This window comes from Chryseobacterium sp. AG363, assembly GCF_003610675.1.
Classification (GTDB): Bacteria; Bacteroidota; Bacteroidia; order Flavobacteriales; family Weeksellaceae; genus Chryseobacterium; species Chryseobacterium cucumeris.
This window is the reverse complement of the sequence record NZ_RAQF01000002.1, coordinates 2306659-2331773: the sequence shown is the minus strand read 5'-3', so window position 1 is coordinate 2331773 and position 25115 is coordinate 2306659. Positions and strand designations below refer to the sequence as shown.

Sequence of the window (25115 nt, the reverse complement as noted above, 5' to 3'; positions counted from 1 at the left end):
CATAAAGAAAAATTAATTATTCGCACAGAAGAAACTTCCCGCACCCTTCTTCCTTCTTCCAGCCTTTTTATTTAAATATCTTCTGAATCACATTTCCAATCTCCACAAAATCCCCGTGATTTCCTACAGAACGTATTTCAGGGCTGTTTTTGTCATACTCTGAGAAAGGGAAAATCAGAAGGTAATTATTGTCTTTCAGATTTCTGTTCAGAAGTTCAGGGATCAGTCTCATTCTTGGAATGTAAGATTTCATGCCGCGTTTTGCCATCAGAATAATTAATGCTTCATCATCCTTCAGCTGGGCTGCGGTTCTTTCTCCGTCCTGCCATGTGCTCATGATAATGAATTCAGCTTCTATATTGGCTTTTTTAATGATTTTCTGAAGAATGTCAATAATGTTTTCAGGAGCATAAAAAACAACTGTAGCTCCGGAATTTCTGGCAATGTTCCATACCCTCAGCAATGCATGGAAGAATCCCGCTTCCTGATGAGCATTCTCGGGAATCATCACCGCATATTTCTTAATGGTGGAAAGCGGTTGTGCAGCATGGTAAACCAGTACATTCACATCATCATTCTGAAGATAACCGTTATAAAGATTATATACAAAAGAAGGGGAGAATCCTTTTTCGTCTTCCAATCCGATGATAAGATCTGTAATTTTCTGTTCTTTAATCACATTATTGACCCCGTTGATGACATCATTGTCATATCTTTTTAAAGCCTGCAATTTTACATCTGCCGCTGCGGCTGCATCTGCTGCCTGGTGAAGAAGTTTCTCCGCATTCTTTACCGAAGATTCATTTTTGTCTTCGTTGATGACATTCAAAGCAAAAAGATCTTCTGTATTGGAATGTGCTTTGATCAGAATTCCTAAGTTGACCATTCTCTCAACGGTTGCCTCATGGTTGATGGCTAAGAGAATATTTTCTTCCTCATGGGTGTTTCCGGAAACGGTATCTTCATTATCACTCTCTGCAATTTTCTGAGCGCTCGCCATGGAAATAAAAGAAGAAATGGTACAGGAAATCAGGATAAGGAGAATACTTCCGTTCAGTACGTGTTCGTTTAATAATCTTACAGGTTCTCCGGTTTCGGTTTCAGAAAGGATGATGTTATATCCTACCATTACGGAAGCCAGTGTTGCTGCTGCAGAAGCAGAACTTAATCCGAAGATCAGTTTTCCTTCCTCTTTGGTTAGTCTGAATGTTTTTTGAGTGGCCACCGCAGAAAGATATTTTCCTCCGATAGAGGCAACCAGCATAATTGCGGCAACTTCAAGTGTTTCCCAGCTTTTGAAGAAAACTTTAAAATCAATCAGCATTCCGACACTGATCAAAAAGAACGGGATAAATATGGCATTTCCTACAAACTCAACTCTGTTCATCAGAGAAGAAGTGTGAGGGATAAGTCTGTTTAACGCCAGTCCGGCAAAGAATGCTCCGATGATAGCTTCTACACCAGCCAGTTCAGCCAGCATAGCAGCCAGATAAATCATAACCAGTACAAAAATATACTGCGAAATTTTATCATCCACTCTTTTGAAAAACCAACGGCCTATAATAGGGAATACAATAAGTACAATGAGGGCAAAAACGACAAAAGAGACCGATAATTTAACCCAGAATTCTGTTCCCACGTCGCCCTGAGACATTCCCACAATCACTGCAAGTACCAATAAGGCAAGAATATCTGTGATCATGGTACCTCCAACGGTGATATTAACTGCTTTATTTTTTGCAATTCCCAACTTACTAACCAATGGATAAGCGATAAGCGTGTGAGATGAAAAAAGACTGGCAAACAGAATGGAAGTCAGCATTGAAAAGTGAAGAAGGTAATATCCACCCAGATATCCTAATACAAAAGGAACTGTAAAGGTATAGATACCAAAGGTGAGACTTTTCCATTTGTTCTTTTTAAAGTCGCCCATATCAATCTCAAGCCCGGCCAGAAACATAATGTAAAGAAGTCCGGTGGTTCCGGTTACTACAATACTGCTGTCTCTGGACAATACATTGAATCCGTTCGGGCCAATAATCGCTCCGGCAATAATAAGTCCCAAAAGGTGGGGAACTTTAATTTTATTAAGCAGCAATGGTGCTGCAAGGATGATGACCAGTACCAACAGAAATTTCAGTACCGGATCTTCTATGGGAAGACTCAGGTTGTGTATACTCAGTAAAATCATATGTGTTTATTTTGTGGAACGTACTAATTCAACAGAGAACTTGGCGGTACAGCCATCAGAAGTAATGGTTCTGGTTCCTTTGATCTTGTTGTCTGAAATATCATTAAGAAGAACGTTCATTTCTACATTCTTTTTGGCTGTAGAATCGGTTTTGAAAGACAGTCTGATCTCATTGTTTTCAAACTTGCCTGTATACAGCCTTACCAGATTATTGTTATTGATGATTTTGGTAATGGGCTGGGTAGAATCATTATCGAATTCCCAGATGTCAGTACGCTGGTCGCCTACAGCATATTCACTGCAGTTGGATTCTGTACAGATTACTTTACCATTCCATGGGCCGGAAATTTCCGTAGGCCATACAGCAGCAATTACTACAGAATCTTTTTTGGAAAAAATACTGTCTCTCATTTTCAGAAGTGACTGATATTCGGATTCTTTCTTCGCGAATAATTTCTCTTTGTCTAAAAGTTGTTTTTCCCTGTCTGTCAGGTTCTTTTCCTTCTCTTTGTAATCACAGCTTACCAATAGAAAAGAGGCAGCCAGCAATAAAAAAAATGTGTTTTTCAGCATATTGTATCGGTTGGAGTATACAATATAAGAAAAAATGAAGGAAATAGAAAATCCCCATATAACGGATCTGCTTTTAATTCTATTTAATACATTAAAAAACAGCGGGATCTAGGGTTGAAATAATGAATATTATTTTCTGATTTACGACTCGATTCTTTGTTTTTTAAACATGGCCGGATTGTAATTGATCACAAAGACCCCAACAATAATAAGTATGGCAGCGATGATGAATTTGGCAGAAATTTTTTCATCAAGAATCAGCCAGCTTAAAAAAATGGAAATTACCGTATTAATATAGGCCAGGATGGATACCTGAACCGGAGAAACTTTGGTCAATGCATAATGAAAAGCAAAAAATGCCGCTACAGAGCCAAAACAGGATAAATAAAGCATCGCAGAAATACTTTTCAGACTCCAGTTTCCGAAGTTGTAGTTTTCTGAAAAAAGGAAGGCAAAAATTATCTGGATAATTCCTGCAAAGGCAAACTGATAAAATAGATTAAGTGAGATATTTCCGCTTTGAATGTTCAGTTTTTTGGTGAAAATAGTTCCTGAAGCCCATCCCGCAATGGCAATGAATAAAAATAATATTCCCAGCGCATAATCCGGGTTTTTCAGATCATTAATGCCGTCCCAGAAAATAAAAAGGATGCCGCTGAAACACAGAACAACTCCTGTAAAAGCCCGCCAGCTGAATTTCTGCAGGCCTAAAGCCATACTTCCGAAAAACACCAGGATAGGAGAGCAGGCACTTATCAGTGAAGTAAGGCTGCTGGTAACTTCCTCTTCCGCTACTGTAGTCATTCCGTTTGCAATCACAAGCATTAATAAAGAGAAGATCAACTGATACTTCAGACTTCTCCAGCCTATCCATTTGAATTCTTTTCTATAGGTAAGAATAAGGAACATGATAATCGCTGCAAGAAATTGACGTATTCCTGCGACAAACCAGGCGGGTATTGTTTCTACCGCAACCCTTATCGATAAAAACGTAGTACCCCAGACAATAGCAACGGTACATACAGCCAGTGTAAGTTTATAATCTTTCAATTTAATGTGGTGTAACAACAAATATATCTATTTTCCCAGGAATTGTTATGGATACAGATCCTGTAATTTATAGGAGTACAGATGAAAAATCTGAGCCAAAAATAACTTTATTAATTCTTTACATTTTAAATGGAAGATCTATTGAAAGATTAAATTATTTTAGGAATTATAATCATAAATCGTGTCCCGGATTTTTTGTACTCTTTCCTCTTTACATTTTTATTTTTTATCTTTGAACATCTAATAAAATTGAAGATGGTAGGAATTATTATGGGCAGTCAGAGTGATCTGCCGATTATGGAACAGGCTGCAAATTTTCTTAAAAGCCTTGATATCCCTTATGAATTGACAGTAGTTTCAGCGCACAGAACACCGGAAAGAATGTTCGATTATGCAAAAACTGCTAAGGAAAGAGGGCTGAAGGTCATTGTAGCCGGAGCAGGTGGAGCAGCACATCTTCCGGGGATGGTGGCGAGTTGTACTACACTTCCGGTAATCGGGGTTCCTATTTTGTCCAGTAATTCTATAGACGGATGGGATTCTGTTTTATCTATCCTTCAGATGCCCGGTGGGATTCCGGTAGCTACCGTAGCTTTGAACGGAGCTTTGAATGCCGGGATTTTAGCTGCAAAAATTTTAGGAAGCGGTAATGAAGAAGTCGCTGCAAAACTTCAGAAATATCAGGATTCTTTAAAAGATAAAGTACTGGGAACGGTAGATGATATCAAAGCCCAGCATCCTAATCATTTTGACCAATAGATTATTTTTCAACTCAAAATAAAAGCCTCACTTTTCAGCGAGGCTTTTTACTTTATTTTTTAATGAATTTTGAAGAGATGATCTGATCTTTCAAAATGAGCTGTAAAATATAATTTCCTTTCGGTAATGATCCTACATTGATCATTTCTTTATTAGGATTTCCTTCCCGTACAAGCCTTCCACTTGCATCAAAAATTCTGTACTTTTTAATGTCACTTAGTCCTTCAATATGAATATCATCCACAGCGGGATTGGGATATAGTGAAATTTTTTTATTCAGCCTGACTTCTGATGAGGACAGTAAACAGTTTCCTACCGTATCACCCGACATCGTCCATCCTTTGCTGATGAGAATATTTCTTTTATCTGCGGCATTGGAAGCATAAGTCAAAGGGGTTACAATATCTAAATCAACATTATTGGCAGTATCAGGATTATCTGCCCATGCTGCAAGTGTTTTACTGAAATTTTCACAATCTATTCCTGTCTGCATCAAAGCCTGGGCTCCGTTATTAACGCTGGCAAGATTCCAGCTTGCAAGGGAATGATTAAAATTGGGCGTTTCCTTAAGAATCTGGTCTATTCTGGTAACCTTGGTCATATCCCAGTTTTCCAGGGAATGACTATAGGCCGTGCAGCCATGAATAGCATGGGCCATATTGGTAATTTTAGACGTATTCCAATTATTTAAGGATTGATTGAAACTGGAATCAAAATGGAACATAAAACGGATGTCTTCAAGGCTTGAGGTATCCCAGTTATCCATAGGCTGATTATAGTTTGGACAAAGAGCAAACATCCATTTCATATCAGTGACATTAGAAACGTTCCAGTTGTTTAAGGTCTGATTAAAGATTCCCCTTCCTCCAAACATAAAACTGAGATCAGTTGCTGACGACATATTCCAGCTATTAAAATAAGGAGGGTTGAACTGATCAGGAAGTGAGTTATTGATACTGTCAAAGATAATCGCAAACATAAATCTGAAATTCTTAATCTTAGAAGTATTCCAGTTTTGCATGGAGCTTGCACCTGTAAAGGTTTTTGCGCCATAAAACATATAAGAAGCATCTTCAACATTACTAAGATTTGGGATATCTGTAGCAGTAAGCTGAACAAGTTTACATTGGCTGAAAGCACTGTTCATCGTTGTCCATGCAATATTTCCCCATTGTTCTATTTCCAGTATCTTATCTGCACTTCCGTTGATCTGCCACACCGGGAAAATCTGATCCTGAAGCTGAACCTCTTGTACATCTCCAAATTTTATGTGTTGAAAAACTCCATTCCCGTTAATCACTTTTACCCTATATTTTGCATCATTCTTTTCTGCGATTGATGTACCAAAATCAATAAGAACCTGTTTTGTAGAGGTTATATTGGTAAGGGAACCGTTGTGCTGGGGATAATCTACCTCTTCCCAATAAATATCATAGTTTTCACCAATTCCGGGAAACCATATTTGCTGAGAACTTGCCTGGTAGGGAGCACTTACAGTGACAGGCTGTATTACCGTAGAAGCAGGCTTCCAGATCGTGATAAACTCATTCTGGGCTTTTACTATACACAACAGGAAAATAAAAAGTCCTGTCGAAAATTTTTTCAATACCATATTGAGGTTTTATAGTTATTTCTTAATGAATTTTGAAGAAATTGTTTTTTCTTTCATGATCAGTTGTATCATATAATTCCCTTTAGGTAAGGAACTTACATTGATGATATCATTATTGGGATTTCCTTCCTTTACCAGTCTTCCGCTCGCATCATAAATCTTGTAATTTTTTATATCACTTAATCCTTCAATATGAATATCATCTACAGCAGGATTAGGGTAAAGCAGAGTTTTTTTATTTAGCTTTATATCCGATGAAGATAGTAAACAGCTTCCCACCACATCACCTACTATTGACCAGCCTTTATTGACGAGAATATCCCTTTTGTCTGATACGTTGGACGCATATTTTAATCCTTGTACAGAACCTAATGAAACATTGTTGGCTGTATTGGGATTGTCTGCCCATCCCATAAGGGTTTTGCTGTAATTTTCACAGTTAAGACCAGACATTGTTAAAGCAGCATTACCATTGTTAAGAGAAACTAAGTTCCAGTTTCCTAATGACTGATTGAAACCTGAAGCAAAATTAAGGATCTGGTCTATTCTGGTCACTTTTGTCATATCCCAATGGTCTAAAGGCTGATTAAAGGTTGTACAGCCATGAAATATATGCGCCATATTGGTCACTTTGGAAGTATTCCAGTTTAATGGCTGATTGAAAACAGGAATCATATGAAACATAAAATGCATGTCCTCAAGGCTTGAAGTATCCCAGTTATCCAGTCGCTGATTGAAACTTAAGCACTGGCCAAACATCCAGCTCATATCGGTCACCTTTGAGACATCCCAGCTATTGAGAGTCTGGTTAAAAACTGTTCTGTTTCCAAACATATAGCTGAGGTTGGTGGCTGAAGACATATTCCAGCTGTCCAGATAAGGTGAGTTGAACTGTTCTATTAATGTAGCAGAAGGATTCACATCAAATAAAAGAGAAAGCATAAAACTAAAATTCTTAATTTTGGAAGTATCCCAGTTTTGCATAGAGCTGGCGCCCGTAAAGCTGGTTGTGCCATAAAACATGAAAGAAGCATCCTCTACATTATTAAGGTTGGGAGTATCTGTTGCTGTAAGCTGCATAAGCCTGCACAGACTGAAGGCACTCTCCATGGTGGTCCAAGAAATATTACCCCACTGTTCTATTTCTAATATTTTATCTGAACTTCCATTGATCTGCCAGATAGGAAAAACTTGCTCAGGACCAGGAAATAGTTGAGGCGTTCCGAATTTTATCTGCCTGAAAGTTCCATTTCCATTTGTAACTTTTACCCTGTATTTGGCATCATTTTTTTCTGCGATTGACGTCCCGAAGTCTATAAGAACCTGTTTTGTGGAAGTTACATCGAGAAGAGAACCATTGTGTTGCGGATAGCCTACTTCCTCCCAGTAAATATCATAATTATCACCAATTCCGGGAAACCATATTTGCTGTGTAGTTGCCTGATAAGGAGCATCTACATTTACAGCTGGTAATACTGTAGAGGCCGGCTTCCAGATAGTGATAAATTCATTTTGTGCCTTTGCCAGAAATAGTAACAAAAGAAAAATGAGTGTTGGAATTTTCTTTAGAATCATGGTTATCGTTTTATGATTAGTTTATTGTTTGATGAACGGAAGTGAATGAATTGTATCCTTTGTCAAAATTTGTAGAATATAATTTCCCGGAGTCAAAAGTCCGATAGCAATCTTTTCATGTTCAAGATTGTCTTTGGCGACAGTTCTTCCGCTCATATCGGTGATGATAAAACTTACCGGATGCTGAATATTTTTAAGATAAATCACATCCTTTGCAGGATTTGGGTAAATAGCAGGTTTATTACTGATCTCCTTTTCAGACGTTGAAAGTGTCTGGTTGCAGAGTCCGTTGTAAGCATCACCTGATATAATCCAGCCTTTAGAATTAATTAAATAATTTCTGGCAGTTACGGCATCGGCATGAGAATAGATTAATGGCGAAGCACTGGATAAGTTAATATTACTGGGTGTTGATGAACTCTGGCTCCATCCAAAAAGCGTTTTATCATAATTCACACAGCTCATGGCAGAATTGAGAAACATTCCGGTGGCTGTTGTTAATGAACTTAAATTCCATCTTCCGATATTTTGATTAAAAGCAGTGCCAGAGAACATTTCACTCATATCAGTAACATTGGAGGTATTCCAGTTTTGAAGGTCCTGGTTAAAATTTCCAGAATCATGAAACATATGTCTCATGGTGGTCACCTTCGCTGTGTTCCACTTACTCAAAGATTGGTTGAATCCGGTATAGTCAAACATATATGACATATCCGTAACATTCGAAGTATCCCAGTTTCCCAGTGGCTGGTTGAAGAGATAATTGTCACCAAACATATAATACATATCTGTGATGGTAGAGGTGTTCCAGGTATCAAAAGAAGGATTGCCGATGAGTGACATACACAAATAAAACATCTGACGCATACTAGTGGCCATGCTGAGGTCCGGTGCATCAGTAGCTGTAACATCCATGTTGTCGCAGTATACAAAAGCATTGTCAAAACTTTTCCATTTTATATTTCCCCACTGGGCAATCTGGGTTATTTTTGAGCGGTCTGGAGCATTGTAAGTGGGAGTTAATGTATTGTCGAAGAATCTTACCTGATCAAAACTTCCAGTGCCGTCACTGATTTTAATTCTGTAACTTGCTTGAGATGATACAGGATTAAAAGGTACACCCAAGTTGATTATGAATTCGGTCGTGGAAGTTACATTACTCATTGTGCCATTATGCTGAGGATATCCTACTTCTTCCCAATATACTTTGAAATTGGTTCCTCTGCCGGGAAATTTAATGAGTTGTGAGTTTTGCGTTTTCCAGATCGTTATAAACTCATTTTGTGCTTTTGAAAGTTGAAATGCTGCTATAAACAGAGCAGAAATTATTAGTTTTTTGTACATGTCATTAGTTTGTGAAATAAGCACAGCTAAAATAGCAAAAAACTTAATATATTTTTAACTTAAATGTAAAGTTTGTAGTAATTTATAAATTTCAATGAAATTATTTAAATAAAAAACTCTCCGTTTTGGAGAGTTTACTTTATTCCTGAAGCATATTATCACGGGTGTTTTTCTGAACTGCAATAGCTCCGAAGAGTGCCAGTAGAAAGGCAAAGGCATAAAAACCTTTTTCACTTGGAAGGATGGTGGCATTCCAAAGTCCGATGGCCAGTAATACAATGGATGATAATGTAGCAAACCAGCAGATTCCATAATAAATATCTGTTACCTGAATGTTTTCTAATCTGTCACGTACTGCTTTCTGTAAAGAAACCACAGCGAATAAACCATAAAGAAGGATGGTGAAATAATATCCCTTCTCATTCAGCAGCATTTCTGCTCTTGCAAGACCGACAATAAAGCCAATCATTCCTGCTCCCAATGCTACCCACGACGCAGCTACAAATGCATTCGATACTCTTTGTTTTTTCATAGTTTAATGTTTTGTTTAAGAGGGCTAAGATATTCATTTTTTATAAATAGAGCTCTGACAAAGGGAAAATATGGGAAAAATACTGGATAGAATGATGAAGTAGGTGTATGTTTCAGGCTCCCTTCGTCTAAACTCAGGATATAACCCGTTACCATTGAATAATATAAATCTATTCATCATTCATCACTCATCATTTATCAATTATAATTCATCATCTTCTCCCAGCCCCGATAGCAGCGTTTACCCCGGAGCATGAGAGGGAGAGTTGGTGGGTAAGAGGCTGGGGTAGGTTGGGGCGAGGAGTATGAGCGGATAGCGGGAATCAGCTCATAAAAAAACTCTCCAAAATGGAGAGCCTTGTTTTACTGAGTGATATATTCGTAAGTATATTTTGCATAATCATTATTATCCAGTTTTACCATGACCTGAGTTGGCAGTTGATTACTATTATATTCTATCTGATAGGTAAAATTCATAATTTGACTCCAGTTTCCAGTGCCATCTTTGCCACTTATTTTTACTGTGGTGTAATTATTTTGACTTAAAAACTCTGCTCCTCCCATAATCATTCTAAAATATTTGCCCATCAAAGAATAGGGATTTACCTTATTATCATATGAAAATTCTTTTTTATTAGTATGTGGACCGCCGATACCATCACTAACCGAAATTTCTTCCGAAACATTATCACCACTATAAGTATATGACATGGTAGACGGAATGGGACAACTGGAAGACTCACAAGTAGAAGTTCCAGTAACTTTACCATTGGTATACGTCATTGTTGTATTATAGTGAGTATCTGGATCTATTTTCTTAATCATCGTAAGCTGATCACCATTATAAGTAAACGTTTTATAATAAGCTACGGTACCATCTGCTTTATGGTAAGTAATTTTTGAAGGTTTTCCGGCACCGTCATATTCCAGAACGGAGGTTGTAGTTTCTGATGTAATTTTAAGTAATTGTTTCTGACTGTTATAATCTAATTTTGTAATACTGGTGTGCGGTCCGGAGGGACTTGTATAATAAACTGTAGTGACTTTACTTAATAATATTTGAGAATCAGAAGGATTGGGTTCATTATTTTCGTCATTATTGCTACTGCAGTTGAGGAATAAAAATGAGCTCATCAACCCGATAAATAATTGGTTTTTCATGTATTTAAAAGTTTTATTAAATAAGGATTAAATATATTCATTATTTATAAAAACAGGCTTAATTGATGACGAATATATCAGATAAAAAACTCTCCAAATTTTGAAGAGTTAAAGCCTTATTATTGAGTGATATATTCGTAAGTATACTTCGCTGAAAGATTTCCGTTGGCTTCTTTTGAAATCACCTCAGTAGGATAACCAGCGCTGTTGTATTGAATGGTGGAAGTTCGGGTTTGATTTTGTGTCCAGACTCCATTACTTTTATAGCTGATTTTTTCCGTCAGATAATTGTTTTGACTTACAGCGTAGGCTCTTCCCATCATAATTTTTAAATATTTGTTGATATTGATGTATGGGTTCTGTTTATCATCATATGAGTAAACAATTTTTGTGCTGTAGCTGGATCCTCCACCTTCTGAAATTTCTGTTGAAATATTGTTTCCATCATAAGTATAAGTATCCACGATGGGGTTGGAACAGGCTGGTGACTGGCAAAGAGATGAAGAAATTACCTGTCCGTTGGTATTATAATTATAAGTAATGGTTCTGTTATAATCCGGATTAGTAGTATAAATGGCTTTAACCGTCGTAAGCAGATCTCCATTGTAACTATATGCTGAGTAATAGTCTACCGTACCATCTGGTTTATAATATGTGGTTTTAGTTGGTTTTCCATTACTATATTCGAACTTGGAAGTTCCTAAAGCTGATGTTGTTTTGATAAGCTCACCCTGATTATTGTATTCCAGAGTTTGTATGCTTGTCTGCGGCTGCGATGGGTTGTCATAATAAACTATTGTGACTTTGCTTAACAATACTTTAGCAGAGGTATTGTTTCCCTCATTATCATCATTACTGCTGCAGCTGTTAAAGAATACCACAGAACTCATGAGTCCCAGAAATAAGAATTTTTTCATGTTATTTTTTTAGGGGACAAAAATAACGAATGGATTATCTCTCTCCATAAAAAAATCCCACTATCTTAGAAATAGTGGGATCATATCATGTTTTGTTAAGATCTAGTATCTGTAGTACTCAGGCTTGAATGGCCCTTTTACGTCCACTCCGATATACTCAGCCTGCTCAGGAGAAAGAGTTTCAAGCTCTACGCTTAATTTCTTAAGGTGTAAAGCAGCTACTTTTTCATCCAGGTGCTTAGGAAGCATATATACTTCGTTTTTGTAAGCTGCAGAGTTATTCCATAGCTCTATCTGTGCCAACGTCTGGTTTGAGAAAGAGTTAGACATTACGAAACTTGGATGGCCTGTAGCACATCCTAAGTTAACCAATCTACCTTCTGCAAGGATGATTACTTCTTTTCCTTCAATAGTGTAGATATCTACCTGAGGCTTCACTTCAGATTTAGTCTGACCGTAGTTTTTGTTCAACCATGCCATATCGATTTCATTATCGAAGTGACCGATGTTACAAACGATCGCTTTATCTTTCATTTTAAGGAAATGTTCTCCTCTTACGATATTGAAGTTACCTGTTGTAGTGATGATGATATCAGCATTGTCTACAACAGTATCTAATCTTTTTACTTCGTAACCGTCCATAGCAGCCTGAAGTGCACAGATCGGGTCAATTTCAGTAACAGTAACGATAGAACCAGCTCCTCTGAATGAAGCTGCAGTACCTTTACCTACGTCTCCGTATCCGCAAACTACCACTCTTTTTCCAGCAAGCATTACGTCTGTAGCTCTTCTTACTGCATCTACAGCAGATTCTTTACATCCGTATTTGTTGTCGAATTTAGATTTAGTAACCGAATCATTTACGTTGATGGCAGGCATTACTAAAGTTCCATTCTTCATTCTTTCGTAAAGTCTGTGAACACCGGTAGTGGTTTCTTCAGAAAGCCCTTTGATATCTTTTGTGAACTCAGGATATTTATCAAAAACCATGTTTGTTAAATCTCCACCATCATCCAAAATCATGTTTAATGGCTTTCTGTCTTCACCAAAGAATAAAGTCTGCTCAATACACCAGTCAAATTCCTCTTCATTTAATCCTTTCCATGCATACACCGGAATTCCAGCAGCAGCAATAGCAGCAGCAGCGTGATCCTGTGTAGAGAAAATATTACAAGATGACCATGTAACTTCAGCTCCTAAAGCTACAAGAGTCTCGATAAGCACAGCCGTTTGGATGGTCATGTGAAGACATCCTGCGATTCTTGCTCCTTTCAGCGGCTGAGACGGTCCGTATTCTTCACGGATAGCCATCAGACCTGGCATTTCTGCTTCTGCAAGGGTAATTTCTTTTCTACCCCATTCTGCAAGGGAGATATCCTTAACTTTATAAGGAACGTATTGTGTTGTAGTACTCATATGTAATGAATAGTTTTAAAATTCAATTGATAACGAAAGGCAAAATTACGATTTATAATTAAGATATAAAAACAACCGAGCAAGTTCAGGTTTATGAGATTAAACATAGTTTAATATTATTTAGTCTTAATATAAATAGCTAATTTTAGCTGATAAACAAATATATTATGAATCAAACCCATACAGAAAAGAGAATCAAACCTGTTGCTCCCAGAGTACAGGAACTGATCAATGCTTCAAAAAGTGTAATTCTTGCTACTGTTGATGCCGAAGGAAATCCTAATTCAAGCTATGCACCTTTTGTACAGGTAGATCAGACATTCTATATTCTGGTATCTTTCATGGCAAAACATACTAAAAACCTTGCAGACGGAAGAAAGACATCCATTATGTTTATTGAAGATGAATCTGCCACCAAACAGATCTATGCCCGCGAGCGTCTTACTATTGATGCAACTACTTCTCAGATTGAAAGAGATTCTGAAGTATGGAATGCTGTTGTTGCGAAACTTAGAGAAACTCACGGCAAAGTTGTAGAGGTAATTTCCGAAATGGGAGATTTTATTTTAATTGCTCTTCAGCCTGTAAAAGGATCTTATGTCAACGGATTTGGAAGTGCTTATTTTGTGAATGCCAATCTGGAAATTATAGAGCATAGAAATGATGCGGATCATCAGTCTAAATAATTAGCTGGAAGCTGGAAGAATGATGCTGGAAGTTATAAAGATTAACGAAACAAAGAGTTTGTTTTTTCCTGAACAGTTTCTTCAGTCTGAAAATTTTTTTTACCACAAATAGTAGCATCCGGCATCCATCTTCCATTCCTTTCAACTTCCGCATCTTTTCACTATTTTTGCCTAATAAAAAAAGAATGCCCCTCTACAGAGATTTTTCAGATGATAATGCCACAATTCTGGTTTGGAAGTACGATGAAAGTGAAGAACTTGATATCAACCAACTTCTGGAGCCTGAAAATGCTGAGAAGGTAAAAGATTATCATCCTAAAAAATTGCTGGAAGTCCTGATGGTTCGCAAGCTCCTGAAAGGATTAAAGCCTAATTCTAAAATTTTATATAAAGAAAAAGAACCTTTTCTTTCTCCCAATGATGCGGAAATTTCCATTACGCATTCTTTTCCCTTTGCAGCCATTGCTATTTCTAAAAATAAAATAGGAATTGACGTAGAGAAATTCAATCCTAAAATTTTAAGGGTGATTGATAAATTCACCTATGAAAATGAACGTGGATTTATTCCGGAAGACAAAGCGGATACTTTCTATACCATTATATGGAGTGTGAAGGAAAGTATGTACAAAATCCATCATTCAAAATACTGGTCTTTAAAAAAGAATTATGAAGTAAAGCCTTTTGAGCTGAAGCATCTTCATAAAATAAGCTGCCGGGTATATGATAATGAGTTTTCAGATGAGTTCAAAGCTAGGGTAGAGTTTTTTGATGACTACTGCTTTACGATTGTGGAGGAGTAGGCTCAGTTTCATTTTTATATTTTTCGATCACTTTTCTCTGCTCTTTTGCGACATCATAGATCAGCTCCAGGATATCGTGGATATTTTTAAGCTCGGTTAAATGTGAAATTTTATCAGGATCTCTTCGGTCCACAATTTCATTTTCTTCAATCTCTGTTTTTCTTTTCAGGAGCATATCTTCAATGGAAGAATCTTCCGGCTCAAGGCGGCTTTCCATTTTCAACGTTTCGTTGATATCATTTCCGCTGAGAAGGGTAGAGGTCTGCTGCATTTCTGCCTCAATCTTTCTGCTCCAGCTTTCAGCATCTATTTCAGGATACTGCTCATTACTTTTGGAATATTGAGACAGAGAAGCGGTATAGGCCGTAATCAAATGTGATGTAGCTACAAACTGGTGTACAACTTCCAGCTTTTTCTGTTGATTTTTAGGATCGGAAATCATTCTCTGGAAATTATCAGAAAGATTGGCCAGTGAAATAATGGCATTTTTTCGCTTTACCTTATAATCTTCAAGATCAAACTTTCCCTCTAAGAATTTAGAAATCACACTCTGGAAATAAATAAGGTTGTCTGCAGCAGACTTTTTCATCAGATCCAGATTTTGGGTGTGTTCCCAAACAGGCAATACGATATAAGACACTGCAAAAGCAATGATTCCCGCAATAGCAGTATCCAGGATTCTGTCTTTAAAAATAATATTAACCTTCCCCGGATTTAAAAAATTAAAGCTGAGGAAAACATAAATCGTCATGAATAATACCGCCCAGAAATACCGTCCTTTCAAAAAGCTGAAACACATGATCATACTAATGAGCAGAATAGCAAATAAAACGCCGTTAATATGTACAAAATACAGAATGGCATAAGCAATACTTGCTCCGGCAATGGTTCCATAGAGACGGAGAAGGTTTCTCTGTTTAGTGATGGAATAAGCGGGTTTTAAGATCGCTGTAATGGTAATTAATATCCAATACGTGTGTCCCAGTCCCAGAAAATCGAACATAGAGAAAACGTATCCCAATAGCAGAGCTGTTGTAATTCTTATAGCATGGCGGAAATGGGAAGATGATAAGGAAATATTATTTCTTAGAACCTTGGCATTAAGTTTAGGTTCATTAGGCATGAATTTTTTAAGGTCTAGCCCTGTAGATAAACTTTTCGCCAGTTTGATATCCTGTGAAAATACTTTATAGATCTCATTAATTTCTTTCGTAATTTCATAGATACGCATCAGGATTTGACGCAGGATCATGAAATTTTCAAGATTGTCGGGTGAAAGCTGTTTATTTCTGAGTTCGAAATAATTATAATTTAAGCTTTTTAATTCCTGTTCTAGGTTAAACATTGGCTTTGCTCTGGTACCACTTTGAAGAGCAATTCCGATATTGGTGATCTCCTCAGCCAGAAGATTAAGATAATCATGGATATTCACCAGTATCATACTTTCTTCAAAACTCTGTTGCAGTTTCTGATAGTCACTTTCAGAGGTCATCAGTTTTTCATGAAGGTCCATCGAGTTCAGGAACATCAGCATTAATAGACGGCTGGTGGTCGTAGATTCATTGACGATAGTTCTTGTTTTGAAAACGGTTTCTCTGGTATCTTCCTGAAGGTTTTTTATTTCAATCTGCTTGGCAATAACCTGAGTGGTCAGCTTATTAAAATCCGGATTTTTCTGATAATAATTGGCTTTGATCTTTAAAAACTCTGCCAGCTGAAGATAATTTTCGCCAATCATCTGGCTTGCCAGTTTATAAGGACGAATGGTAGTTACAATAAGGAATATCAACAGAAACCAGATACAGCCTGAAGCAAATATCAGCAGACTTTTAAAAATATTGCTTCCTGTAAGATGCCCGTCAATAAAGATGGCCAGTACTACCAAAGATAATGAGCCTACTGCAGCCAATCTCTGGCCATAAACGCCAATCAGGGAGAAAAACATCCCGAAAACAATGACTTCCAGAATGACTAGCACTTTAATATTCATCACAAGACTGGCAATAAGTGCTACAAAGACAAAACAGCAGATCGCAAAAGTAAGGGCATTTCTTCTTCGGATAAAAGGACCGGGCTGGTCGGTAAGGGCTACAAAGCTGGTTCCGAGAGGGAAAAGGAAGTATTCTTTCAAAATCCCGAAGTGGGCGAGGACTAAACAAGGCAGAACAGTAGCTAATGTAATTCTGATCGCAGAATATACATACTGACTGGTTACAAATTTTTTTAGTTCCGCCGAATAGTTCATATTACAAAAATAGCTATTGAATTTAAGAAAATCGCCATAAATAAGAGACTTTTATTAACTTAAATATTATATTTTTTTTAATTAAGATGTAGTATTATTTAAAATAAATTGACAGATGAAACATATGGATGATTCGCCACTTACAATTCGTCATTTTTTAACACAACAGCTAACAAATCCTGTTCCACGAATTCCTATCTTAGCTTATCTCAAGCGTAAATTATCATTTTATGAATTTCATCAGTAAAAATATAGTGGTCATTTTGTTTTCTTTGATCATGTTAAGCTGTAGTACACAGAGCAAAAACAGTTTTAAAGCAAAGAAAATATATGAATCAAAAAACCTGATCATTACTCAGATTTCAGAGAATTGTTTTATTCATACCTCCTTTAAACAGACCAATGATTTCGGGAATGTACCCTGTAATGGATTGGTTGTAAAAGATCGTAACGAAACTATTGTTTTTGATACACCTACCAATGATAAAAGTTCGGAAGAGCTGATAAAATGGATTAATGAAAATCTTGATTCGAAAATTAAGGCCATTATTCCAACCCATTTTCATGATGACAGTTTGGGAGGATTGATGACTTTTCATAAGCACAATATTTCATCCTATTCCTATGTGAAAACAATTGAGCTGGCTAGAGAAAATAATTTTGTTATTCCTGAAAACAGTTTTAATGATTCTGTTATTTTAAAAGTCGGGGATAAAGATGTCATAGCAAAATTTTTCGGCGAAGGGCATACAAAAGACAATGCTGTGGGATATTTTCCAAGCGAGAATGTTTTATTTGGAGGCTGTTTGTTAAAAGAGTTGGAGGCAGGTAAAGGATATTTGGGTGATGCCAATGTTTTTGCCTGGTCCAATACCGTTGAAAAAGTAAAAAAAGAATATCCGGATGTGAAAATTGTAGTTCCCGGCCATGGCGACTACGGTGATGGAAAACTTCTTGACTATACGATTACATTATTTAAAGGTCAAAAGTGAATCTTTGCTTTGCAAAGGGAATGGTTGCAGTATATAAAAATTGATAAGCGAAGCGAATTGGTGATTGACTATTCACCAATCAAAAGTGAATTTTTGCTTCGCAAAGTGAATGGTGAATGCTTGCAGCATAAAAAATTGACAAGCGGAGCGGATTGACGATTGACTATTCACGAATCCAAAGTGAATGGTGAATGCTTGATGTAAAAAAATTGACAAGCGAAGCGAATTTACCATTGACGATTGACATAAAAAAAGCCTCGATACAAAAATGTATGAGGCTTTTTATATCGCTTTTTCTTTTATTAACGATCGTTGTTGGATGTTTCTTCTCCGATGTTCCAGGTTAGACCGAAACGAAGCGTGTTATCCAAAGCACTGTTGATCTTAGACATATTGATCAGGTAAGAAAGATCAAGTCCGAAAGAACGGTATCTTAGCCCAACCCCTGCAGTTGCAAACTGTCTTGCTCCCTGCTCTTCACTTTCATGGAAGTAACCTCCTCTAACAGAAAATGCATTGTCATAAGAATATTCCAGAGCACCACTATACATGATACTGTTTTTATTTTTGAAAGATTTTCCGATACCAGCCATTGGTCCTACATTCGGGATCTGGTAGATAGGCTGTCTTGTATTCGGGTCTATTCCTGCATACTCAGATCCAGGAACTAATAGTTTTGAACCTTCCACAGAGATTCCAACTCTGTTCATATCATCCAGGTACATATCGTATCCAACCCCTAATCTTGCCATAGTAGGCAGATAAGATCTTGATTCTTCATTTCCTGTATAATCCAGTTTTGGACCTAAGTTCTGAATAGCTAAACCTGCATTGATTTTACCATCATATCCGCCAATACTGGAGAATCTTGGAGAGGTATAGTATCCTGAAACGTCTACTGCAAAACTGTTCGCAGCCTTAAGTGTTGTATCTGTGTTGAATCCTCCGGCTAAGTCTGAACGGATAAATCTACCGGTAACAGCTCCGGAGAATGAATCAGAAAGTTTCAAAGCGTAGGCAACGTCAATGGAGAATTCGTTTGGTTTTGATGTACCCATAGAAGCAATTTCTGTACCCACCAATTGAGTCAGGTCTACCTGTCCCATATTGAAATAATAGATACTCGCGGAGATTGTAGATCTTTCTTCCTGTCCTAAAAACTTATGGAACGAAGCATATAATAAGAATACATCATTGGTAAGTTTTCCCATGTAAGGCGTATAGTTAAGACCTACGGAAGAACTTGTCCTGCTGAAAGGGTATTTAGCCGCATTCCAGAATTGTGAAAATGCATCCGGAGAGGTTACCACCCCCTGATCTCCCATACCTCCCGATCTTGCATCAGGTGCAATTCTTAAGAAAGGAGCTCCGGTAAGAACTGGGTTTACTTTACCTAAATCTTGCGAATAGCCTAAAAAACCAGCACTCAAACCAAATCCTAATAGCAGTTTAGTAGTTAAATTCATATGTTGTCTTTTATATATTATCAGTTTTTTATTAATATTATTATCTATTGTTCTGTTTAATTATTTCAAAAGTACCATTTTTTCTACAGCTGTAGCACTTCCTTTGCATTTTTCTTGATTTTGACTTTTTGCAAATATCTTAAAAATATACGTACCTTTTGCTACTGTAGCTCCAAAATCATCTCTTCCGTCCCATTCTATGGCCTGGCGAGGGGTTCTAAAGCCCTGTAGGAACGGTTCTGCAACCACTGGCTGCGATAAAGTTCTTACCAATCTTCCGGTTATTGTATAAATTTGCACGTTCACATCCAGAATATCATCACAGTTGTGTTCAAACTGAATATACGTTTTATTGGTAAATGGATTTGGCCAGTTCAACGGACGGTTGATTGTCAGGTGTTGATCGGACTCATCTTTAACTTCAAAATTTAACGTAGCAGTTGTAGAATTATTGTTTATATCCCAAACTTTAAATGTTAATTGATGTTGTCCTATTGCAAGATTTCTGAAGGGGTAAGTTACATTTCCTTTCTGATATTCAGCAAGACTTGGGTTTAAGCATCCGTTTCCTTCTCCCGGAGCATAAAAATCATTCAAAACAACAGTATTGATAATCTGTCCGTCAAGATATACTGTTATATCATGTCCCACACCGGATCCTGTTGAGTTGATTCCTGTATCATCGGTAAGACAGGCAAGAAGCATTGGATTCTGATTGGTAATTCCACCATCTGCAAAGTTGGTGTTGTTCATATACAGTTTTACTTTTGGAGGTTGATTATCATTGATTCCATTAGGATTGATATCACCTACCTGTACAGCCTGGTTGTTGAAAACATCTGTTGCTTTGTTGTCAGCATAGGCTAGTATTCTTCCTTGTCCTACAGCATAGTTAATATCTTTAGGAACATAGAATTCGGCAGTGAATACTCCGTTTACCGCAGTTCCGGCAGATTTTACAATCGCACTTCCTTCTTCAGTATATTCTAAAACCGGAGTTAAAATTCCACTGTTATTGAGTGTTTTTTTGTTTAATCTTTTATCAAAAATATTGATGCTGACTTTTCCGTTGAAGGTATTGTTCAGTGTTCCGTTCGGATTATTAATGTGTCCTTTAATTTTCACAAAATCCAAACCTCTGATCAATCCTGGAACCGGAGTTTCAATATTATCAATAACCAAAAGTCTTTGAGGTCTGCTTAATTTCATGGCAGGATCACCCAGTAAGTTTACTTTTAAGTGGTTACTGTTTGGTCCTTTTTGTTTTTTTGCAATTAAGTGGGCATTCCCCAGCGTATTAAAGTCGTCATTGGTTAATTTAAAAATATTCTGAGTAAAGGTATTGGTGAAATCACGTCCATAATCAACCCCGATAGCACGGCTAGAAGTAATCATGGTAGAAACACCTCCCTGCTTCATCTTAATAAACTGTTCCCCTACAGAGTTGGTTGATGGTTCGTCCCATAATGTAAACTCACAGGTAATGGTAGATACAAACGGGAATCTGCTGTATACATTAGAGAAATTGTTGGCATTCTGAACTTCTGTGCTGGTAAGTACTCTTTCCTGTGCCCAACCATTGATACCTCCGTGTCCGAAATAAAACAGGTACAAACTGTTTCCTATAGCGTTGGAAATGGCCTGATTTACCTGCGGATATCTTCGCCCTCCGGATGTACTCTGAGCGGTAAAGGCATCCATGTATAATTTTTTAACATTATACTCTTTAAGTTCCTGCTGACCCGGTTGTTCAAATATGCCGGCAAGGGAGTTGTTCATGACATTGTGGAAAGGGCTTCCCCCTTCGTTATTATCATCCACTACAAAGTCAAGTCGCATACGCCAGTCTCCAAACGGGCTCGACTGTCCCTGAAGGGAATTATAGTAAGCCAGTGTTTTATTGATCATATCTCCGGCCTCACTGGCATTGGCTGCCGGAATTCTGCCAACCGGAAGATCCGGAAGGTTGTTTTCAATTAATAATGTATTCTGCGGCTTGGTCATTACGATATAATCATCCGTCACAAAAGAGGATACATAATCGGAAGACTGCTCACTCTGATAGCTGGCAACAACATTTGAATTATTTGGAACCCTGTTTTTATAATCGTAAGAAGCATCCCCAAGGATAAATACATATTGAAGTCTCCCCAGAGGAGTGTTGAGTTTGCTTACGAAATCTCTTATCGCGGTAAGGTCTTTACTTCCGCTGCCATATTCCTCGTAGATTTTATTGATGTCAACAATTTCTACTTTATAGTTATTCTTGGTTTGATGGTAGCTGGCAATTCTCTGTGCCTGGCCCATCATTTCGGGTACGGTAAGGATAAGATAATCCACATTTTGTATTGCGGAAAGATTCTGATTGGAAATTCTTCCTACAAACTGTGGAGTGTAAGCAGCATCCGCACGGAAAGCTACAAATTCATTATTGAAATTCTGATCAGCAGCAGTGTAGGCAAAGTTGAAAGAACCGCCTCCTGCTTTATTCACTCTTCTGTTAGCGTTGGTAATATCCGTTACATCCCATACCTGTTCTACATTAGCTGCATTCGTGATGCTGAAACCGTAGTCTGTATTGCTTCCACTTACAATTGAATAATCCCTGAAGTTCATTTGTGAACCATTGAATGCAAGGTTTTCCTTATACTGAACCTCTACATAATCAAAATAGAAAGTTCCATTCGGATTCTTGGAGATATCAGGATTATAAACCAGTGTAAACTGATTTCCGGTAAGATTGGTTAATGTTCCAGTATAAGTTACCGGATAGAAAGTATACTGATACGAAGAGGTGTCTGTAGGAATTACCTGCAGCGGGTGCGGATTTAAATTATTGATTTTAAAATCTATCGTATTCTGCTGGGAATTGTACGCTACCACCTGGGTTCTGTATCGTATTACATCATTCGCCTGTATCGGGGAATTGGTAGTAAATGTTACAGTTTTTTCATTGGTGAAAGGAGTGTCTTCTACCCATGTTCTTCCTACTTTTAGCAGGTTTTTCTGATCCTTATTGATCACCTGGTAACTGTCATACCTTGTAATCAACTGGGCTGGAAGGTTTCCGTCTACAGTCGCAACCCTTTTTCCCGCACCTTTATCAAAGTTGATATAATAATAGGAGAAATCCTCATAGATGTTTTTGACATTATTACTTCTTTCACTGAATCGGGTATCGTGTCTTTTAAAACCATTTCCATTGCCCGTGTCATAGAGGTTATACCCATCAGGTCCCTGCGCATAGAAAAGCGCATAGTCATTATCATTCCATACTCCATCATCTTCACCTACTACCTGAATGGAATTTTCCTGTAAAGCTCCGTATCTTGGATCCTGATTGTATTCGGGAAGCATGATTCCCCCGTTTCCATAAATTCTGAAATTTTTAGGATTTACAGAACTCGGATTGATTCCGTTGTCTTTTAGAAACTGGGAAGTGATTTTGAATATTCCGGACTTGTCTACTTTTATCTTGTAAAAATTTCCACTTGATAAAGGATTACCGGTGGTTCCTATTTTATTAACAGTTCCTGTCGTATTGATAAAAGAAGAAGCTTCTGAAACATTAAATGAAGATAATCTCTGAACGCGTCCTTTTACATTTTTAAATAAAGCAATACTAATGCTGGCATAGCTTTCACCCTCTAAAGTATAATAGGAAACATCTGCTACATCATAATCCGGAAGTCTGCCTTTATCCAGTTCAAACAATTCCTGGTTAGAAACGTTTTCCCAAACAAGGTCTGAGATTTTTAATTGCTTTTCTCCAATTTTTTGCTTGCTTACGATAAAAACATTATTTTGGCTGTAAGAAAAACCTTCATTTTTAAAATTGGGAAGATTTAATTTTGTGTCACCAAAATCCTGAATTTTAGAACCATTCCATTCAATGGTGTTTCTTTGAGCGTAAAGTGTTGATGCAAAAGCGATTAAAGATAAAATCGTAATTTTTCGTTTCATGTTTACTATTGAAATTGCTAAATTACAAAATAAATGAAAATTTTAGAATTAAATTGTGATACAATAAAATTAATTTGTTAACGTTTTTCAAAAAAATCAAATGTTTACTTGATTTATTGAATAATTTATTTTTTCTTTGTACTTTGAAAATATTTATATCGACTATGAAAAAACTAAAGTTGTTTTCATTAATAGCATTAAGTTCTACACTTGCATTAACCAGCTGTGGCGGATCAGGAACCAGCAAAGGTGGCGGTACCAAAAAATTTGTCAGCAAAACAGGTTGGAAACCAAACGAAAAACAGGGTTGGTTTTTTGCAGGAAAGCAACAGAAGCAGAAGGGTTGGCCTGGGATGGTATATGTAGAAGGTGGAACTTTTACAATGGGATTAGTGAAAGATGATGTTATGCACGATTGGAATAACACACCTCGCAGAATGCAGGTAAGTTCATTCTTTATCGGTGAAACTGAAATTACTAACTACGAATACCGCGAATACCTTACATGGTTGAAGTATGTATTCCCACCAAGTGACCCGAGTTTTAAGGAGATCTATAACGGTGCTTTACCGGATACCTTATTATGGGACAACAAATTAGCAAGAAACGATTATAACGAAACGTATTTACGTTCTCCGGAATTTGATTACTATCCGGTAGTAGGAGTTTCCTGGACTCAGGCAAACAGATACTGTGAATGGCTGTCAGACAGAGCGAACGAAAAAGCTTTAATGCAGGCTGGTATTATTGCTAAAGATTTGTATATCAACGAATCCAATAACCAGGGAGGTACTGCTTTCAACATGGATAAATTCAAAGCGAATGATCCTGAAATGCAAGGATACATCAATGAGAAAAGAATGCAGCAAAAAACTGGTATGAAAACAACCAACCAGAGATTGCTGGCTGCTAACAGAGCTCCAAATTCTGCAATGGTACAGAAGTTCAGACTTCCTACTGAAGTAGAATGGGAATATGCTGCTCTTGGTATGGCTAAAAACAGAGAATATAACCAATATCTTGGTAAAAAACCTGAAATCGAAAGATTAAGAGGTACTAAAGGAAGAAATAGAGGAATGTTCCTTGAAAACTTCAAAATGGGTAAAGGGGACTATTCTGGTATCGCTGGATGGAAGAATGACGGATCTGCTCAGACTTCTGACGTAAGACAATATCCATCTAACGATTTAGGAATCTATGGAATGTACGGAAACGTTTCTGAATGGACGGCTGATGTTTACAGACCTATTATCGATGAAGATTACAACGATTTCAACTACTATAGAGGAAATATGCCTCAGGCGATTGTAAGAAACGGTGACGGTACTTACAAAATGATCGACGAAGGTACTATCAAATACGATACTTTAGCTGACGGAAGATTAGTTTACAGAGGGCTTCCCGGACAATTTGAAAGACAAACTATCGCTGACTACAGAAACTACAGAGATGGTGACAGACAGTCTTCTTTAGAATATTACAGAGCTTCTGATTCTGCTGCAGGATTCGATATGTACAATGCTCCTAAGAAAAGCTTTGTGGTAGATGCAACGGGTAGAGTGAAGTTACAGAAAGATACTAAAGAAAGAACTTCCGGAATTTCTAACGAGGTTAGAGTGGTAAAAGGTGGTTCTTGGCAGGATACAGCTTACTGGCTGGATCCGGGACAAAGAAGATATAAAAATCAAAACAGAGCTTATGGTTGGGTAGGATTCCGTGTTGCACAGGATGCTAAAGCCAGCGATAAGAGTAGAACTAGAAGATAATATTTATCAAAAAATACTTATAAAAAACCTTCCGGACTTTCGGAAGGTTTTTTTATTTTTGAACCATG

At 37.3% G+C, this 25115-nt stretch carries 18 protein-coding genes; 5 read left to right on the top strand and 13 right to left on the bottom strand.

Features of this window, described 5'->3' with window-relative positions; translation table 11 throughout:
• Window positions 1-67: 67 nt before the first annotated feature.
• The 3 genes from DEU39_RS10560 to DEU39_RS10550 form a co-directional block, all read right to left on the bottom strand.
• Window positions 68-2191, bottom strand: a complete 2124-nt coding sequence (locus DEU39_RS10560; protein WP_120231911.1) for a cation:proton antiporter — start codon at window positions 2189-2191, stop codon at window positions 68-70.
• Between the two features lie 6 nt (window positions 2192-2197).
• Window positions 2198-2764: a hypothetical protein gene (locus DEU39_RS10555; RefSeq protein ID WP_120231910.1), complete on the bottom strand. Its 567-nt coding sequence runs from the start codon at window positions 2762-2764 to the stop codon at window positions 2198-2200.
• A gap of 141 nt (window positions 2765-2905) precedes the next feature.
• Entirely contained in the window at window positions 2906-3814 is a 909-nt protein-coding gene (locus DEU39_RS10550) for a DMT family transporter (RefSeq protein WP_120231909.1), read from the bottom strand.
• A 255-nt stretch (window positions 3815-4069) separates the two neighbouring features.
• Between DEU39_RS10550 and purE the strand changes: the two genes are divergently transcribed.
• Window positions 4070-4573, top strand: coding sequence for a 5-(carboxyamino)imidazole ribonucleotide mutase (purE, locus tag DEU39_RS10545; RefSeq protein WP_062674497.1), 504 nt, complete (start codon window positions 4070-4072; stop codon window positions 4571-4573).
• Between the two features lie 52 nt (window positions 4574-4625).
• Here the strand turns inward: purE and DEU39_RS10540 are convergent, their stop codons facing one another.
• The 7 genes from DEU39_RS10540 to ahcY form a co-directional block, all read right to left on the bottom strand.
• Entirely contained in the window at window positions 4626-6185 is a 1560-nt protein-coding gene (locus tag DEU39_RS10540; protein ID WP_120231908.1) for a BspA family leucine-rich repeat surface protein, read from the bottom strand.
• 15 nt (window positions 6186-6200) lie between these two features.
• Complete coding sequence (locus tag DEU39_RS10535; protein WP_120231907.1) at window positions 6201-7760, bottom strand: BspA family leucine-rich repeat surface protein; 1560 nt, start codon at window positions 7758-7760, stop codon at window positions 6201-6203.
• Window positions 7761-7781: 21 nt separating this feature from the next.
• A complete protein-coding gene (locus tag DEU39_RS10530) occupies window positions 7782-9104 on the bottom strand; it encodes a BspA family leucine-rich repeat surface protein (RefSeq protein ID WP_120231906.1) in 1323 nt (440 codons plus the stop codon).
• 139 nt (window positions 9105-9243) lie between these two features.
• Complete coding sequence (yiaA, locus tag DEU39_RS10525) at window positions 9244-9636, bottom strand: inner membrane protein YiaA (protein WP_034699887.1); 393 nt, start codon at window positions 9634-9636, stop codon at window positions 9244-9246.
• A 362-nt stretch (window positions 9637-9998) separates the two neighbouring features.
• Window positions 9999-10796, bottom strand: a complete 798-nt coding sequence (locus DEU39_RS10520) for a hypothetical protein (RefSeq protein WP_062674505.1) — start codon at window positions 10794-10796, stop codon at window positions 9999-10001.
• Window positions 10797-10915: 119 nt separating this feature from the next.
• Window positions 10916-11713 carry a hypothetical protein gene (locus tag DEU39_RS10515; protein WP_120231905.1) on the bottom strand — a complete coding sequence of 266 codons (798 nt, stop codon included), beginning with the start codon at window positions 11711-11713 and terminating at the stop codon, window positions 10916-10918.
• Between the two features lie 102 nt (window positions 11714-11815).
• On the bottom strand, window positions 11816-13129 hold the full coding sequence (ahcY, locus tag DEU39_RS10510) for an adenosylhomocysteinase (RefSeq protein WP_047433999.1): 1314 nt from the start codon (window positions 13127-13129) through the stop codon (window positions 11816-11818).
• Window positions 13130-13296: 167 nt separating this feature from the next.
• Between ahcY and DEU39_RS10505 the strand changes: the two genes are divergently transcribed.
• Window positions 13297-13815 carry a HugZ family protein gene (locus DEU39_RS10505; RefSeq protein WP_120231904.1) on the top strand — a complete coding sequence of 173 codons (519 nt, stop codon included), beginning with the start codon at window positions 13297-13299 and terminating at the stop codon, window positions 13813-13815.
• Window positions 13816-14000: 185 nt separating this feature from the next.
• Window positions 14001-14615, top strand: coding sequence for a 4'-phosphopantetheinyl transferase family protein (locus DEU39_RS10500; RefSeq protein WP_120231903.1), 615 nt, complete (start codon window positions 14001-14003; stop codon window positions 14613-14615).
• Here the strand turns inward: DEU39_RS10500 and DEU39_RS10495 are convergent.
• Window positions 14596-16860: an FUSC family protein gene (locus DEU39_RS10495; protein ID WP_120231902.1), complete on the bottom strand. Its 2265-nt coding sequence runs from the start codon at window positions 16858-16860 to the stop codon at window positions 14596-14598. The two genes, DEU39_RS10500 and DEU39_RS10495, sit on opposite strands and share 20 nt — an antisense overlap.
• A 230-nt stretch (window positions 16861-17090) precedes the next feature.
• Here DEU39_RS10495 and blaCHM point away from each other — a divergent pair, with 230 nt between their 5' ends.
• A complete protein-coding gene (blaCHM, locus tag DEU39_RS10490) occupies window positions 17091-17852 on the top strand; it encodes a CHM family subclass B1 metallo-beta-lactamase (RefSeq protein WP_120231901.1) in 762 nt (253 codons plus the stop codon).
• A 302-nt stretch (window positions 17853-18154) separates the two neighbouring features.
• Here the strand turns inward: blaCHM and porV are convergent, their stop codons facing one another.
• A complete protein-coding gene (porV, locus tag DEU39_RS10485) occupies window positions 18155-19318 on the bottom strand; it encodes a type IX secretion system outer membrane channel protein PorV (protein WP_062674515.1) in 1164 nt (387 codons plus the stop codon).
• Between the two features lie 60 nt (window positions 19319-19378).
• Window positions 19379-23281, bottom strand: coding sequence for a type IX secretion system sortase PorU (gene porU, locus DEU39_RS10480; protein WP_120231900.1), 3903 nt, complete (start codon window positions 23279-23281; stop codon window positions 19379-19381).
• 164 nt (window positions 23282-23445) lie between these two features.
• Between porU and gldJ the strand changes: the two genes are divergently transcribed.
• Window positions 23446-25047, top strand: a complete 1602-nt coding sequence (gene gldJ / locus DEU39_RS10475) for a gliding motility lipoprotein GldJ (protein ID WP_062674519.1) — start codon at window positions 23446-23448, stop codon at window positions 25045-25047.
• The last annotated feature ends 68 nt before the right edge of the window (window positions 25048-25115 follow it).